Source organism: Nocardia sp. CNY236, assembly GCF_000482385.1.
GTDB lineage: Bacteria > Actinomycetota > Actinomycetes > Mycobacteriales > Mycobacteriaceae > Nocardia.
On the sequence record NZ_AXVD01000001.1, the window covers coordinates 39,455 to 55,332 of the forward strand.

General features: G+C 66.0%; 10 protein-coding genes. 6 read left to right on the forward strand and 4 right to left on the reverse strand.

Going from position 1 to position 15,878, the window contains the following annotated elements; genetic code table 11:
- Window positions 1–59: 59 nt before the first annotated feature.
- Window positions 60–617 (reverse strand): sugar O-acetyltransferase, encoded by a 558-nt coding sequence (locus K940_RS0100185; RefSeq protein WP_028475855.1) that lies wholly within the window; start codon window positions 615–617, stop codon window positions 60–62.
- Between the two features lie 286 nt (window positions 618–903).
- Here K940_RS0100185 and K940_RS0100195 point away from each other — a divergent pair, with 286 nt between their 5' ends.
- Window positions 904–2,250, forward strand: a complete 1,347-nt coding sequence (locus tag K940_RS0100195) for a wax ester/triacylglycerol synthase family O-acyltransferase (RefSeq protein ID WP_028475856.1) — start codon at window positions 904–906, stop codon at window positions 2,248–2,250.
- Between the two features lie 213 nt (window positions 2,251–2,463).
- The gene (locus K940_RS0100200) at window positions 2,464–3,588 is read left to right on the forward strand and encodes a nitronate monooxygenase (RefSeq protein WP_028475857.1); all 1,125 of its coding nucleotides are present in this window, start codon (window positions 2,464–2,466) and stop codon (window positions 3,586–3,588) included.
- Window positions 3,589–3,600: 12 nt separating this feature from the next.
- Here the strand turns inward: K940_RS0100200 and K940_RS0100205 are convergent, their stop codons facing one another.
- The gene (locus tag K940_RS0100205; protein ID WP_028475858.1) at window positions 3,601–4,377 is read right to left on the reverse strand and encodes a GntR family transcriptional regulator; all 777 of its coding nucleotides are present in this window, start codon (window positions 4,375–4,377) and stop codon (window positions 3,601–3,603) included.
- Between the two features lie 532 nt (window positions 4,378–4,909).
- On the opposite strand from K940_RS0100205, the gene K940_RS0100210 reads away from it, so the two are divergent.
- Window positions 4,910–5,695, forward strand: coding sequence for a 2OG-Fe(II) oxygenase (locus tag K940_RS0100210; protein WP_051406751.1), 786 nt, complete (start codon window positions 4,910–4,912; stop codon window positions 5,693–5,695).
- Entirely contained in the window at window positions 5,685–6,443 is a 759-nt protein-coding gene (locus tag K940_RS0100215; protein ID WP_028475860.1) for an SDR family oxidoreductase, read from the forward strand. Before K940_RS0100210 ends, K940_RS0100215 begins: the two co-directional genes overlap by 11 nt.
- Before the next feature lie 80 nt (window positions 6,444–6,523).
- On the opposite strand, the gene K940_RS26395 is transcribed toward K940_RS0100215, so the two are convergent.
- Complete coding sequence (locus K940_RS26395; protein WP_196812058.1) at window positions 6,524–7,156, reverse strand: SDR family NAD(P)-dependent oxidoreductase; 633 nt, start codon at window positions 7,154–7,156, stop codon at window positions 6,524–6,526.
- A gap of 258 nt (window positions 7,157–7,414) precedes the next feature.
- Here K940_RS26395 and K940_RS0100225 point away from each other — a divergent pair, with 258 nt between their 5' ends.
- Complete coding sequence (locus tag K940_RS0100225; RefSeq protein ID WP_028475861.1) at window positions 7,415–9,787, forward strand: lysylphosphatidylglycerol synthase transmembrane domain-containing protein; 2,373 nt, start codon at window positions 7,415–7,417, stop codon at window positions 9,785–9,787.
- Between the two features lie 9 nt (window positions 9,788–9,796).
- Here the strand turns inward: K940_RS0100225 and K940_RS0100230 are convergent, their stop codons facing one another.
- Window positions 9,797–10,756: an MBL fold metallo-hydrolase gene (locus tag K940_RS0100230; protein WP_231390196.1), complete on the reverse strand. Its 960-nt coding sequence runs from the start codon at window positions 10,754–10,756 to the stop codon at window positions 9,797–9,799.
- A 307-nt stretch (window positions 10,757–11,063) separates the two neighbouring features.
- Here K940_RS0100230 and K940_RS26400 point away from each other — a divergent pair, with 307 nt between their 5' ends.
- Entirely contained in the window at window positions 11,064–15,869 is a 4,806-nt protein-coding gene (locus tag K940_RS26400) for a type I polyketide synthase (RefSeq protein ID WP_036527012.1), read from the forward strand.
- The last annotated feature ends 9 nt before the right edge of the window (window positions 15,870–15,878 follow it).

Genomic DNA, 15,878 nt, shown 5'->3' on the forward strand with positions numbered 1-15,878 from the left:
GATCCCCCACCGGAACATCGCTTCGCGGCTCACCCTTGCCGGACCCGGTCGCTTCGAGGTCACAGGTCGCGAATGATCCGACACGGATTCCCCGCCGCGAAGACCCTGGGCGGCAGCGGCTTCGTGACCACACTGCCCGCCCCGACCACAGTGTTCTCTCCGATCACGACCCCGGGGCAGACGATGACACCGCCACCCAACCAGACGTTGTCGCCTATGGTGATCGGAGCCGCGGTCTCCCAACGTTGCCGCCGCGATTCGTGGTCGTCCATCGGATGCAGGGCGGTCAACAACTGAGCACGCGGGCCGATCGACACATCGTCGCCGATGACCACGGGCGCACAGTCCATCACGATCGCGTCGTAGTTCAGAAAACTATTGCGGCCCAAACGGATCGAGTATCCGTAGTCGCATTGGAACCGCGGCATGACCCATGATCCCGCACCGATGGCGCCGAGCAACCGCTCGAGAATATCCCGGCGGCGCGTGTCCTCGTGCGCGCGTGTGGCGTTGAAAGTGTCCAGAAGCTCCTGGCAGAACCGGCGTTCGGCGACCAGTTCCGGATCGCTGTCGTGATAGGCCTCGCCGCGCAACATGCGTTCCTTGTGCGTCCCCATATCGACGATAGTGCCCGAGCCATCGCCGCTCACCACGACTGCCCACCACGATGTGTCGGGCACGCGTTCACCGAATGTCGCCACCAGCATCGGATTTCGCCGCGGCCCGTCACGCATTCACCGATTCGGGCGACGAGCACGGTTTCGTGATTCGCTGCATGCGGTCGGTTCACCCGGGGTACGTTGGTCGGGTCGCGACAGTTTCATCGGGTGCGCTGACCCGCCGACACCGTAGTCGATCGGCGCTCGCCACACAGTCACCACGGTCGTCAGGGGGCGACTCACCATGCAATTCATCGCGCCGTTCGATGCCGTCTTCCTTCTCGCCGAGTCTCGCGACCAGCCCATGCACGTCGGATCGCTACAGCTGTTCGAGCCGCCCGAACACGCTGGGGCGGATTTCGCCGCGCAGATCTACGACCGACTTCTGCATTACACCGATGTCGACCCCACGTTTCGCAAGAGACCCGCGACCATGCTCGGTAGGCCACAGTTGGCGTGGACGTATGCCGAGGAGGTCGATCTCGCCTATCACGTGCGGCGGCTGGCGGTTCCCCGCCCTGGACGGATCGACCAACTCGTCGAACTGGCGTCGACTCTGCACAGCCACCTACTCGACCGACATCGCCCGCTGTGGGAGTTCCATGTGATCGAAGGGTTGGCCGACGGCCGACTGGCGCTGTATTCGAAGATGCACCATGCATTGATCGACGGTGTATCGGCACAACGGCTGGTACGGCGCACCTTGACCGACGACCCGTCCTCGACCAGTCCCCGTGTGCCGTGGCAGGCGGCACGACCCCATCGGCACGCGAAGCCGGGCGGCGGGCGCTCCACAGCACGCAGGCTCGTCTCGGCAGCGGCATCCGCCGCATCACTGCTCGATACCGCGCGCACGGCTCTGCTACGCCACCAACTCACCCTTCCGTGCGCAGCTCCGCACACCATGTTCAATGTGCCCATCGGCGGCGCACGCCGGTCGGTGGTCGGGTCGTGGCCACTGGAGCGGCTGCGACACGTGCAGAAGGCAACCGGCTCGACGGTCAACGATGTAGCCCTTGCGATGTCGGCCGGGGCGCTACGCCGATATCTGCTCGACCGAAATGCGCTACCCGACAAGCCATTGATCGCCATGGTTCCGGTGTCGCTGCGCTGCGCTGGAGACCAGGAGACCAACGGGGTGAAGGTCGGCGCGACGCTGTGCAACCTGGCCACCGATATTGCTGATCCACTGGACCGACTACGCGTGGTCAGCGCCTCGATGCGCGATAGCAAAGCGGTCTATCGCACACTGTCTCACCACCAGACGATGGCATTGTCGGCGGTATTGCTCAGCCCACTGGCTCTCACGCTCGTACCTGCGCTCATGTCCTGGACATCTCCGACCTTCAACCTCGTCATCTCGAACGTGCCGGGCTCCGACGAACCCCTCTATTGGAACGGCGCGCGCCTGGACGCCAGTTATCCGCTGTCGATTCCGTTCGATGGTCAGGCAGTGAACATTACGCTCGCCTCGACCGCACAGAACCTGGACTTCGGCCTGGTCGGCTGCCGCCGCAGCGTGCCGCAGTTGCCTCGTCTGCTCGAACATCTCGAGGACGCACTCACCGAACTGGAATCTGCCGCACCGTGACCTCGGCACCCTCCCCGACGAAACTAGAACGTGTTACTGTTGCACTGTGCGGGAGCGGGCGGTCGGAGTCGCAGCCTTGTCGCGGAGAGCTCAGCAGATTGCGGACGAACGAACGCCCGGACGCCCGCATCACCGAGCGATAGTTATGTAACTCGTTCTACAACATCCGCGCCGGGCAGCTCGGAGCGGCGCCGTGAGGGAGACCAGCACGCCATGCGTACCGAAATCTGCGAACGACTCGGGATCGAATTCCCCATCTTCGCCTTCACCCACTGCCGCGACGTCGCGGCGGCGGTCAGCAATGCCGGCGGGTTCGGCGTGCTCGGTGCGGTCGGCTTCACCGCGGAGCAACTCGAAGTCGAGCTGAGCTGGCTCGATGAACACGTACACGGCGGCTACGGCGTAGACCTGGTCATTCCGTCCAAGTACGAGGGCAAGGGCGTCGATGATCTGACCCCTGAACAGTTGGAAGCCAAACTCGCCCACATGGTTCCACAGGGTCACCGCGACTTCGCCGAGAAGATACTCGCCGACCATGGCGTTCCGAAGTTGCCGGACGGAGAACACCACAACGAACTTCTCGGCTGGACCGCGACGACCGCAGGCCCCCAAGTAGAGGTGATCCTGCGGCATCCGAAGGCCAAGATGGTCGCCAATGCTCTCGGCACCCCGCCCGAGGATGTGATCGCGCGGGTGCAGGACTCCGGCAGACTGATCGGCGCGCTGTGCGGTTCGGTCAAGCATGCGCTCAACCACAAGAAGGCAGGTTTGGATTTCGTCGTTTGTCAGGGCACCGAAGGTGGCGGCCATTGCGGTGAAGTCTCGTCACTGGTGCTGTGGCCCCAAGTGATCGACGCGGTCGGCGACCTGCCGGTTCTGGCCGCCGGCGGCATCGGCAACGGCCGCCAGATCGCCGCCGCCATGGCGATGGGCGCCGCGGGCGCGTGGACCGGCTCGCTGTGGCTGACGGTGGAGGAAGCCAACGTTCCGCCCGCACAGATGCAGACCTATCTCGATGCCACGAGCCACGACACCGTACGCTCACGCGCGTGGACCGGGAAACCCGCCCGCATGCTGCGCAATGATTGGACCGAGGCGTGGGAGCGATCCGACACCCCCGACCCGCTGCCCATGCCCTTGCAGATGATGGTCGCGCTGGACGGCGTGAAGCGTGGCCATCAGTACCCGGAAGCCGCCAAGGACGTCAACTTCAACCCCGTGGGCCAGATCGTCGGCATGATGACCAAGGTGGAGCGCACCGCCGACACAGTGAACCGGCTGGTCGAAGAGTACATCGCCGCGTGCGAGCACCTCAACAAGATCAACGGCGGACTCTGAGCAGCTACCGACTCAGGCCGGGACGTCGCGCGCCTCACCGACGACTTTCGGGGTCATGTGCACCAGTTCGACGAACCGCGCGACGACCTTCTCGTGGTAGACGTCGAACATATCTTCGAACAGGGCCAGTTGCGCGTCGGACGGGCCGCAACCAGAGACCCACACCGCGGCGAGCGCTCGCCAGACCAAGGCGTGCAGATCCGGCGCACCCGCGAAGAACGCCTCGACCGCTTGCGGCACCTCGAGCACCATTTCGCCGATCGAGTTCAGGATTGCCCGCTGCAACGGAAGGCCGAGTGTGGTCAGCAGTCTGCGCACCAACATCACTTCGACGGACAGGATCCGATGCAGATCCGGGACATCCTGGCGGGCAGCGGTTTCCAGTTCGTCGATATCCGCTTTCAGTTCGGCAATATCGATGTCCGACGCACTGCTGCTGTACAACAACAGCGCCTCGAGCACGAGCGTGCGCTCGACAGCGACAATGTCGCGAAACATGTCGATCGCCGTCTCCGGCATCGACATCGAAAAGCGGAACAGCTGACGGTACACATCCACACCGCCCGCTTCCCGGACATCGCGAATCGTGAACCCTCGACCACGTCGAGCTTCGACGAAGCCGTATGATTCCAGCCGCCCCAAGGTCAGCTGCGCGGTCGCACGATTCATGTCGAACTCTTCGGCGACCTGGCGGACCGATGGCATGAGATCCCCCGGCTGATACTCGTCTGCAGCAACCCGGCGGGCCAACTCGTCGGCAACGTCGGCGACTACCGTCTGGGATCTCATCGAAGCTACCTCTCGACCACATCTCACATACGTCCCAGACAGGCTAAGCCTTACTATGCAGTACTGCATCCCGAGTCTCGCCTGTCCGCGCGAGCCGAAGCGCACCATGACCACCCAGTTCGGCGGCGCCCGTCCGAGAAGGCGCCGCGAGCGAGCGGTTGGCGCACTCGACCTCGCGGCATCATGGTAAACCATTGATTCGCAATACAATTCACAGCGCCGACAGGTCACTGTATCCAGCGGGTCACGCCGACACGAACCGGCATCGGCGCCGAACGACAACAGCCACAACCACCGGTTCCGTGCAGATTCGGACCCGGTGTCACGACGACGAGACCGGGTCGGTACCGTGCGGCCGAGAAGCACCTCGGTGCTACCGAACAGTCAGTTGTACAACTACATTCGGCTCGCCGGCGCCCGCACGCCTCGCTACTGCTGTCTCAGACAGAGAGGAGTGCAGGCGCCGGGCCGGCACCACCACGCACACCGCACGCCGGCAATATGATTGCCAGGGTTCCAACGGGAGGAAGTGATGTCGACAACCGGGACCGTCCGTGCAACGGCGGCGGCTCCGCGATGGTTCGCGGACCTGTTCGCCCACCGGCGCTGGGTTCGCCGCAGCCGGCCGTTCCCACACGTGTACGCTCGCGACGTCTTTGTTCCCACGTTCTATCACCGGTTGACCGCCGAATGGGAACGGGTTCGCCGCGACCGTTCCGACTCGGCCGTCGGGGGCATCGCCGGCGTCGACCGAGTCCCGCTGTCCGCACTTCGCGACGGCCCGCTCGCCATCTTCAGCGCCCGAGAATGGCACGACCTGATCGCCGGACTCGGTGGCGTCGAAGCGACCGGCGATATCGAGGGCTCGGTGTGCCGTCACGGGCCAGAAACTCCTCCCGAGCCGACGCACAACGACCTCGCACCGGCGTGGTTCCCCGGCCCGTCGCCGGGCCCTGGCGACATTCGGCTGCCGGACGACTCGGTCGACACGCGGACGGGGGAACGCGCTCCCGGCATCGACGCACGGCAGTCCGTGCGCGCCGTCGCGGTCGAGTTCTATCTCGGAAATTCCGAATGGGAACCCGGCGACGGAGGCGAAACCGGGCTCTACGACCACCGCGCAGACGCGACATCGCAATCCGCGGCAATCCACATCCCTCCGGTGAACAATTCGCTGGTGGTCTTCGAAGTCACTCCACGCAGCTGGCATGCCTTTGCGGGCGCCAACACCAAAGAACGCACCTGCGTGACACTGTGGGTGCATCGCTCCAGGACGGATGCCGCACAGCGATGGGGAGGAGACACGATTGGCCGGTGACGATCGCCGCGTCTGTTTGCTCACTGGTGCGAGCGGAACACTCGGCAATACCTTCTGCCGTACCTATTACCACACCTATGACATTGTCGCGGTGTGCCATACACGCACGCCCGCCGCACCGTCACAGTTGGAGTGGTTCGTGGACCCGCTGGCGCCGCAGGAATCGTTACCGGAGAACGATTCGCGGCTGTTCGTGATTCGATCCGATCTGACGCGACCCGGCGAGGTGGAGCGCGTCGTCGACCTCGCACTCACCCGATTCGGCCAGGTGGACCTACTGGTGAACAATGCGGCACGGATGCCGCTCCACGACGGTGGAATCGTCGACGGTTCCACCGCACTGGATGACCTGAATTCCACCTTTGCCCTGAATGTGGAGGTCCCGCTGCGCCTTTCGGCCAGTCTGGCACAGCAATGCTGGCTACACTCCGACGTGGACAATCGTGCACGCAATCGCAATATCGTCAATGTCTCCTGCATCGCTGCCACGCAGACCCTTCCCGGTCGAACCGTATATTCCGCATCGAAGGCCGCGCTCAACCAGCTGACCCGTAGCGTCGCGGCAGAGTTCGCCGAATTCGGAATACGCGCAAACGCCATCGCACCCACGATATTTCCCGCAATGGTTTCCACCGAGCAGGTCGCACGCGCGATCGTCGAGCTCGACACGGGCAGTCGGTCCGGTGCAGTGTTCGGTGTCGGTGTGGATCCGGATCGGGCGCCGACCGGTGCACCCCTGCACTCGTAGCCCTTGCGCCCCGGCCCAGGCGCCTGTGCCCCTTCCACTCGAGCCAGGCGATTCCATGGCCACAACACAGCGCCGCCCGGTTACGCCGGTTCGACCCCGGTGGCGTGCTCGGACAACCGCCACAGTCGCTGCGCGAGATCGGGGTCGGCGGCCTGCGTGTTTCGCAGTCGCTCCAGGTCGAAGCGGTTGAAGTACCGGCCGTTGATCGTCGAGCCGTCCGCGGTGGTAGCCAGATACACCAACGGCGCGGCCCCCTTGGCGGGACCGGCGAACACCGGACGCGCTATCGGGGAGTTGATGAATCTGCCCAGGCCGAGCGGGACATCGTCGTAGAGCCGGCTCGCGGTCGCACCAGGATGAAACGCCGCGGTGACGAGGCCCGTACCTTCGGTACGGCGGGCCAACTCTCGCGTGAACAGGATATCGGCCAGCTTGGACGCGGCATAGGCGCGAAAGATCGAATACGGACCGGTGTGTGTGTCGACCGTGTCCAGGTTCAGGTCGGCCAGGCGATACGCAATGCTCGCGGTATTGATCACCCGCGCCTGTGAGCGTGTCGAGCGTTCGCGCAACAGGTTGGTCAACAGAAACGTCGCCAGGTCGTTGACCTGGAACGTCAGTTCATTGCCATCGTCGGTGACGATGCGTTCCCACCAGGCGCCGGCGGCGTTGTTGGCCAGCACGTCGACGCGAATATCGATGCGACCTGACAACCGCCGCCTACCGGACCGTTCCGAAAACGCCCTCGGCCACCTGGCTGGCAGGGTCACGAGCCGGGTGTGTTCTTCGGTTGGCCGTGTCGCACCCTCCCTACTGTGTCGTAGCACACAGTAGCGGGGGGTGCAGCAGCGTCGGTCAGCGCTCGGGCAGTGTGTTGGTGTGTATGGTCCACCCAAGTCTCCTGCATACTCCGGAAGGTGAGCGAGGCTGGCCGACGAAGCTCAAACTCGATCCGAAAGTACCTGAACGCCATGCGAGTCGACGGGCGGGAAATCCCGATCACGGGAAGTCTGCTACAGCCGCGGATCCGGCGAACCAGTGACATCGTCCGAGTCGTCCTCGCCGCACTGTGGGTCGCGGTCGTGGTTGCGGCGTCCCTGGTCACCCGCCCCGAATGGCTCGCTCTGGAACGTTCGGTCTCCAATATCGTCGGTTTTCTGAACCCCGAGCAATCGAACCTGGTGTACTTGGTCTACGGCATGGCGATTCTGGCGCTGCCGTTCGCGATCTTGATCGAGCTGGTCATCGGCAGACAATGGAAGCTGCTCGCCGGATACGCCGCGGCAGGCATGGTGGCCGGACTATTGCTGTCCATCACCGGCACCGGCGTGTCGGCGCCGAAATGGCACCTGCAGGTACCGGACCGGCTGGACACATTTCTGTCCCAGTTCCTGGACGATCCACGGTGGATCGCCATGATCGCGGCAATGCTCACCGTATCCAGTCCGTGGCTGCCCACCCGGCCGCGCCGCTGGCTGTGGTTTCTGCTGTTGGCGTTCGCCCCCATGCACCTGGTGGTCAGCACAGTGGTGCCCGCGCGGGCAATGTTCGGCTTGGCGGTCGGCTGGCTGGTGGGCGCCGTGATCGTGCTCGCGGTCGGCACGCCCGCGTTGGAAGTACCGCTCGATGTCGCCGCGCGCGTGCTGGCCCGGCGTGGCCACACGGTCACCGCGTTCACAGTGGTGCACCCCGCTGGACGTGGGCCGCTACGGCTTGCCGCCGCCATCGACGGTCCACAACCCGAGTTGGTCGTCGAGATGTTCGGGATGAACCAGCGCTCGTTCAACGCTCTGCGGCAACTATGGCGCTGGCTCACATTTCGCACCAGTGAGAACGCGGCCATCCACGGGTCCATGCATCGGGCTGTGGAGCATCGTGCGCTGATGGCGATCGCCGTCGGCGACCTCGGCCTCGCCAACTGCACCCCGGTCGCAGTCGCCGCACTCTCCCGCGGCTGGACACTGTTTGCATACACCCGACCACACGGCACACCGATCACCGAGCACACCGACGAGATTCTGCCCGGCGTGTGGCAGGCGCTGGACATGCTGCACCAGAAGCGAATCTCGCACGGGGACCTGCATCCGAGCGACATCCGCATCGACGACGGCGATACCGCTTTCGGCGGTTTCGGTAGCGCCGAGTTCGGAGCGTCGGATGCGCAACTGCAGTCGGACATCGCCCAACTGCTCGTGACCACCACAGCTGTTTTCGGCAGGGAAGCCGCGGTGCGCGCAGCCATCGACAGTCTCGGCCCATCACAAGTGCTCACTGCTGCGGGGCGACTCACCACCTCCGCCATACCCACCGGAATCCGCACGTCGATCCCGAAATGGAAAGCGGCGTTGACCGAGGCCCGCGATGAGGTTCGCACCCAGACCGGAGAAGACCGAATCCCCGCCGAGCAGATCACCCGATTCTCTCGCAATCGGATCGTCCAACTGGTACTGCTGATCGGACTGGTGTACGTCGCCTACCCGTTCATCAGTGCGGTCCCCACCTTCTTCACCCAGCTCAGAACCGCGAACTGGTGGTGGGCGCTGCTCGGACTGGCGGTCTCGGCACTGACCTACATCGGTGCGGCGGCCGCATTGTGGGCATGTGCGTCCGGTGCGGTGAGCTTCCGGAATCTGGTGATCATGCAGGTCGCCAATACTTTCGCCGCGACCACCACCCCGGCGAGGGTCGGTGGGCTCGCACTGAGTGTGCGCTTTCTCCAGAAAGGAGGACTCGGCACCGTGCGCGCCACCGCGGCAGTGGCGCTGCAACAAGCAGTGCAGGTGATCACGCATATCAGCCTGCTGCTCGCGTTCAGCGTCGTCGCCGGCACCTCCACCGATCTGTCGCGCTTCGTCCCGGACGCCACGGTTGTCTATCTGCTGGTCGGCGTCGGCGTCGGCATCATCGGCACCTTCATGTTCGTACCGAAACTCCGTCGCTGGCTCAACACCGCGGTTCGTCCACAGTTGCAGGAAGTTCTCGGGGAGCTCGCCGATCTGGCGCGCGATCCCAGACGGTCGGCGGTGATCGTTCTCGGCTGTGCCGCGATCACCCTGGGGTTCGCCGGTGCGCTGTGGGCCAGCGTCGAGGCGTTCGGCGGCGGCGCCACTTTCGTCACCGTCACCATCGTCACCATGATCGGCGGCACCCTGGCTTCGGCGGCGCCGACCCCCGGGGGTGTCGGTGCAGTCGAAGCCGCGCTGATCGGCGGGCTGGCCGCCTTCGGACTACCCGCCGATATCGCCGTGCCGTCGGTGTTGTTGTATCGCGTGCTCACCTGCTGGCTGCCCGTGTTCTGCGGCTGGGCCACCATGCGTTGGCTGGCCGCGAGAGGTTTGATCTAGCCCAACGACCTAGGCGGCCGCACGTGCAGCGAGGGCCTCGTAGTCGTGGCCGGCAATGAGTTCGATGCCTTCGGGTAGTGCGTGCAAGCGATGAATGGTGGCGAAGGCCGCGTCGCGATCGGCGTCGAACAGCTTGCCCGGCATCGGTGCCTTCTCGCGCAGCAGATCGACCTGCAGCTTGGTCCAGACGGCGTCGCCCACCAGCAGCACCCGACTGCCGTCGTCCACCGCGAGCAGCACCCCGAGGCTGCCCGGTGTGTGTCCCGCCAGATCCACCAGCACCACCGATCCATCATCGAACAGGTCTTTGCTGCGGGGAAAGGTCAATACCGGTGGGCCGTCCAGCTCGAAGCGGTCGTACGCACGGCCACGCAACGGTCCACGAGCCACGCCGACCGGGGCGTGGGTGCCGCCCATCGCCCAGTCGTATTCGACTGCGGGTAGTCGCAGCTCCACCGAGGACGGCAACTCCACCAAGCCCGAGACGTGATCCCAGTGCAGGTGAGTGGGCACGGCAAAGTCGATCTGCTCACCCGCGAGACCGTACTCGGCGAGCGCTTCGGCCAACCCGCGTACCGGTTTGTTCGGCGCGACGAGGTACGACACCGGAAATGGCAGCTCGGGCAGTACACGGTCGTGTACTCCGGCGCACAGGGCAGGATCCACCAGGAAACGCGCCTTCGGGTGCTCGACCACGAACGCGGCCATCATCAGCGGTGTTGCTCCCAGGCTGCGCACCCCCTCGGCTACGAGAGTGGTCGGCATCGAGATCGTCGCCTGTGCCAGGACGGTGAGCCCGACCGCGACACTCGCAGTGGGGACCGGACGCACATCGAGGTTGGCCAACAGCGTGGTATCGGCGCGGCGCGGCCGTAGCAAACGGCCCGGCGTTGCCGCCAGGGCGGTGCAGCAGTGGAGCACCGTGGGCAGGATCGGACTGCGCTCGGCGCTGGTGTCCGGCTTGGTCACCCTGTCACGGTAACCGATGGCCATGGTTCGCGAAAGAGCTGGCAGGCTGCGGAAATGTGCCTTGCTCCGGGCGGATTCTCGGGCATAATCGCGGAGGTACCGTGGGTGACGACAGCCGGGCGACGGGGAGGGAGGATGCGATGCGGCCCAGTCTTCGGCGCAGTCGCAAGGAACGCAACAGTCGCAGGGGAGTGCAGGGCGACGACACGGCGATCGGTCCCCGAGCCCACCCCGCCGAGCACCGTGACGATCCTCGCGCGAGAGCCGCTACACACACCGTGTTCGACGTCCGCAGTCTCGCGATGCGATGAGCGGCGCCCTCACCGACGCCAGCGGCTCGCATCCACCCATTGCCATCATCGGGATCGGCTGCCGACTGCCCGGAGCGGCGAACACCCACGAATTCTGGCAGCTACTGCTCGCCGGCCGCGACGCCACATCGACGCCACCGCCGGGCCGTCCGGGTACGCGACGTGGTGGCTACCTCGACGATGTCGAGTGGTTCGACAACGAGTATTTCGCGATCTCCGATCGCGAAGCTGCCGCCATGGATCCCCGACAGCGTCTAGCGCTCGAGGTCACGATGGACGCGCTCGACGACGCCGGCATCGGTTATCGCGCAGGCGGATCGAATGCGGCGGTCGTATTCGGTGCGTCCGGGGCCGACCGCGGCACTGCGATGCCGCGGCGCGTCGGACACGACGCCGCGGACGCGGTCGCCGGTCCCGCACTCGGACTCATCGCCAGCCGAGTGTCCTCGGCACTGGATGTGCGCGGACCCAGTCTGGCGATCGATACCACGGGCTCGTCCTCGCTCACCGCAGTGGACCTCGCGGTGCGACTACTTGCCGACGGTACTGCACCCTTCGCCATCGTCGGCGGCGTCGAACTGGTTGCGCCGGAAATCATTTCGAACGGCCCCGCCCACCGCGAATTTCCGTCGCCTCGCGGGCGATCGACGCCGTTCGACATCACCGCAGACGGCTGTGCCCGCAGCGACGGCTGTTCGGTGGTGGTCCTGCAGCCGATCACCGACGCACTCCGCGAGGGCAACCGCGTGTACGCACAGATCATCGCATCGGCTCTCGGATCGAACGGACAGCACACCGACGCATCGGTGTCCGATGCCCGGTCGGTGAGTACCGATCCCTCGACGCGCAACGAACGCGCACAGCGCGACATCCTGCGCACAGCGTGGTCGCGCGCCGGATTGTCGCCCCGTGCGGCCGGCTACATCGAATGTCATGCCGCCGGTGTGACTGTCGATGATGCAGTGGAGATCGACGCACTGGCCACTGTCGCGGGTGACGGTAGGGCAGATCCGCTGTGGATCGGGTCGCTGAAGTCCAACATCGGACACTGCGAAGCCGCTGCCGGAATCACCGGCTTGGTGAAGACCGCGCTGTCCATCCAGCACGGCGTCATCGCGCCGACGATCAACGTGCATCCCGAGCACCCGCTGTTGCGTTCGGGTGCGCGGGGGCTGCGCGTGCCGACCGAGCGGGTGGATTGGCGTGATGTGCCCGCGTCCGAACGGGTGGCCGGTGTCAGCTCGTTCGGATTCGGTGGCGCCACCGGACACGTCGTACTGCGCGGAGTAGATCCGTCGCCGCGCGAGCGAACTGCGCGAATTCCGGTACTGCTTGCGTTGACGGCACGCGATGCCCCGCAGGTGCGCGAGCACGCCCAGCGGGCGGCCGACACGCTGGCTGCCACACGCCTGCCGCTGCACGCATTCGCGGCTGGCGCCGCACGACGGCGGCCCGAGCGCATCCGGGCCGCCGTCTTGGCACACGATCACGACGACGCGGTACATCTGCTGCGCGAACTCGCCGGTAGTGATAACGAAAGCAGGTGCTCCGAAAGGGTATTCGGCCCACGGTCCGTCCACCGCCACGGCGGACTGATGTTTCTGTTCTCCGGTGAGGGCGGCGAGCACGCAACGATGGGGCAGGCGCTGGCGGCCCAGTATCCGGCGTTCGCCGACGGGCTCGCCGAAGCAACCGAAGCGCTGGTCGCAGCCGGGGGACCGCAGATCTGGGCTCCTGGGCACGGCTTCGTTGCCTCCACGGACGCGCGTACCGGCGAATGGGTGCAGCCGGCCCTGTTCGCCTTCCATGTGGCGATGGTGAAGCTGTTGGCCACGTGGGGTATTCGTCCCGATGCCGTTGCCGGGTACGGCGCCGGCGAGGTCGCCGCGGCAGTCGCCGGCGGCGCGCTGACCATGAGGGACGCGGCACGGGTAGCCGTATCGCGCGACGCAACCCTTGCACACGTGGATGGTCGCGCAGCGATGGCCGTGCTGGAGGCTGCCCGAGACGACGTCGCGAGACTGGTGGAGCCCATGCACAGGGAGGTGGGCATCGCCGCAGTTCATAGTCCTCGGTCGGTGGTCGTGTCCGGCACGCCACGCTACGTGGCCGCCCTACTGCGCCGTGCCACCCGCCGCGGGTTGCTCGCTCGCCGATCGGCGAGCGACTTCGCTGCACCCCACCCGCAGGTCGCGGGGATGCTCCCGGCGTTTGTCGCGGCACTGAGTGAGATCACCCCGCTGGCGCCGCGTGTGCCGGTGTATTCGATGATCCGGCAGGGCGCCGAGCTCACCACCGCGGCGATGAACCATGACTATTGGGCAGACAACATCACGGCCACCGCGGATTTGGCCGCCACGATCGAGCGCGCCAGCGACGACGGTGTCGCCACCGTGCTCGAGATCTCCCCTCGTCCTCAGTTGGTCTCCGCGGTGCGCGAACACCCGAACCTGCGTGAGAGCACGCATTCGGTGACGGTGCCCGACGACGAGACGGGCGGGTTCCTCACCTGCGTGGCCCAGCTGTACCTGGCCGGGCGGGCGGTCGACTGGTCGGCGCTCGGCCCGTTCCACCCGCCGTCGCCGCGGCAGTGGCGCAGGCGGAAATTTCCGCTACCGACACCGGGTCTTCCCAGCACGCACGCGGCGGAATCCGCCTTCACCGCAGAGGATTTCACCGATCATGTCGTACGCGGCGAGCACACGGTACCCACCGTGTTCTGGTTGCGTAGGCTCCTTCGTCTGGCGCACGAGGCCGCCGCTGCGGCCACACTCGTCGACTTCGTCGTCCACGAAAGGACCGGCCCGGACACACTGCCGGAGGTGGTGTATCACCTGGCCGGAGCCGAGAAAAGCGTGCGGGTGGAGGTCACGGGTACCAGGACGCTGGCTTCGGCCCAGCTCGCCGCTGACCCCACACCCGCGGATATCGTCGCATGGATGCGGGTGGTCGATGCAAACCGGGCCGCCCGACATCACATGCGCATCATCGCCACCAGCGTGTTCTACGAAGAACTCCGCCATCGGCGGCTCGAGTACGGCCCGCGCTTTCGCACATTGCGGGGCATCGCTGCCGGAACGGGACGGGCCCTCGGCCTGCTCGACTCCACCGAATTGCACCGCGACGCAACACTGGACGGATGCCTGCAGGTGCTTGCTGCGGCGGTATTCGACGAGCTGCCCGCGAGATCGATTCCGGTGCCGCTCGGCGTGGACTCCGTATGGTTGTCCAAGGAACCCGACCGCCACGTATTCGAAGTACACGCCTCGATCCGCGAGCGGGCCGACACCGAACTGGTCGGCGATGTCATCGCGACCGACCAGCACGGAGTGCCCTGCGTCGCCTTTTCCGGGGTACACATTCGTTGTGTCGAGGCCGATTTCGCACCCGGAATCGGCGAACGACGTGTGCCCGATACGCCGGCCACACCGATACACCAGGAGACGTGGCAAGCTCGCGAACTCGACTCGGTCGGACTCGGTGACGCGTTCGAGGACCTGCTGGGACACGCGCTGGTGGTCGGCGCCACCGATCTGGCCGGGCAGCTGGAGCGGGCGCTGGGCGCTACCATTCCGACCGAGCGAATCGCGCACGACCCCCACGAGGCAGGTGAACTCGTCACCACCATGCTGGCCGGCCGCACGGACGCGGCATTCGCCGTGGTGGTCTGCCCGGGTAGCACGATCGAGGGCGAGCAGCTGACGACATCCACGGGTCATGTCCTGGCGCTGCTCCAGCAAATATGCGCCATCGAGGCTGTCGCGTCCATGACCCTCGTATTGCCGTGGCCCGCTGCCACCACGCAAGCGACACACCTGAAGGGAACAAGTTCCGCGGTCGGCTGGGCGGCGCTCGCGGGTCTGGTGCGCTCGCTACAACTCGAGTCGAGCCGGACGATACGTCTGGCCTGGACCGACACCGACCCGGCGAGCGTTCCGCTGCTACGTCGGGTGGTGACCGCTGCGCACGGCACGGTTCCCGACGAGCTACGCCTGTCCGCCGGCTCGGTCGCCACCCGACGATTCGTGCTCGCTCGGCAACAGGCCCTACCCGGCACGAGCATCGACGAGAACGGCACGTATGTCGTCACCGGCGGTCTGGGCAGGCTCGGCTCGGTCGCTGTGCGCTGGTTGCTCGACGCCGGCGCCCGAGATGTGATCGTGCTGACGCGTGCGCCCCGCCCGGTGCCCGCACTACTGGACGGCGTCGAGGACCGCCTCGTCGTGATGCGCTGCGATGCCTCCGATCGGGACGAGTTGACCGCTGCACTCGATGACGTCCGAGCCTACGGTTGCACCATTCGCGGCGTGGTGCATGCCGCGGACGCACTGGAGGACGGTGCGTTCGATACGGTCACAGCACGCCAGCTCGCCCGGATGTTCTCGCCCAAACCCATTGCGGCGAGCAACCTGATCGAGCTCACGGCACCCGACGAAACCGACTTCGTCCTGTTGTTCTCCTCGATGAGCGGTACCCTCGGAGCCCCGGGGCACAGCGCCTACGCGGCGGCCGACGCTGCTGTGGACGCAGTGGCCGGGTGCGATCCCGACAGGCGGATCATCAGCATCGGCTGGGGTCTGTGGAATCGGGCCGCGGTGGCAACCCATTCCGAACGAGCCGGCGACCAGGCAAACGAACTCACCCGAGGCAAAGCCGTGCTGTCCCGGGCCCTGCACTGCGAGCAGTCGCGACTGCTGGCGCTGGACCCCGCCCACGCCGCCATGTCGTCGCCGATGGCAACGCGTCTGGCGTCCATGCTGGCGTCCGATGACCACCACGCGCCGATGCGCGAAGCATCCTGACCCCACGCC

Excerpts from the sequence above, each read along its gene's own strand:
- K940_RS0100185 (WP_028475855.1), bottom strand. The coding sequence starts at position 617 with ATGGGGACGCACAAGGAACGCATGTTGCGCGGCGAGGCCTATCACGAC.
- K940_RS0100195 (WP_028475856.1), top strand. The coding sequence starts at position 904 with ATGCAATTCATCGCGCCGTTCGATGCCGTCTTCCTTCTCGCCGAGTCT.
- K940_RS0100200 (WP_028475857.1), top strand. The coding sequence starts at position 2,464 with ATGCGTACCGAAATCTGCGAACGACTCGGGATCGAATTCCCCATCTTC.
- K940_RS0100205 (WP_028475858.1), bottom strand. The coding sequence starts at position 4,377 with ATGAGATCCCAGACGGTAGTCGCCGACGTTGCCGACGAGTTGGCCCGC.
- K940_RS0100210 (WP_051406751.1), top strand. The coding sequence starts at position 4,910 with ATGTCGACAACCGGGACCGTCCGTGCAACGGCGGCGGCTCCGCGATGG.
- K940_RS0100225 (WP_028475861.1), top strand. The coding sequence starts at position 7,415 with ATGCGAGTCGACGGGCGGGAAATCCCGATCACGGGAAGTCTGCTACAG.
- K940_RS26400 (WP_036527012.1), top strand. The coding sequence starts at position 11,064 with ATGAGCGGCGCCCTCACCGACGCCAGCGGCTCGCATCCACCCATTGCC.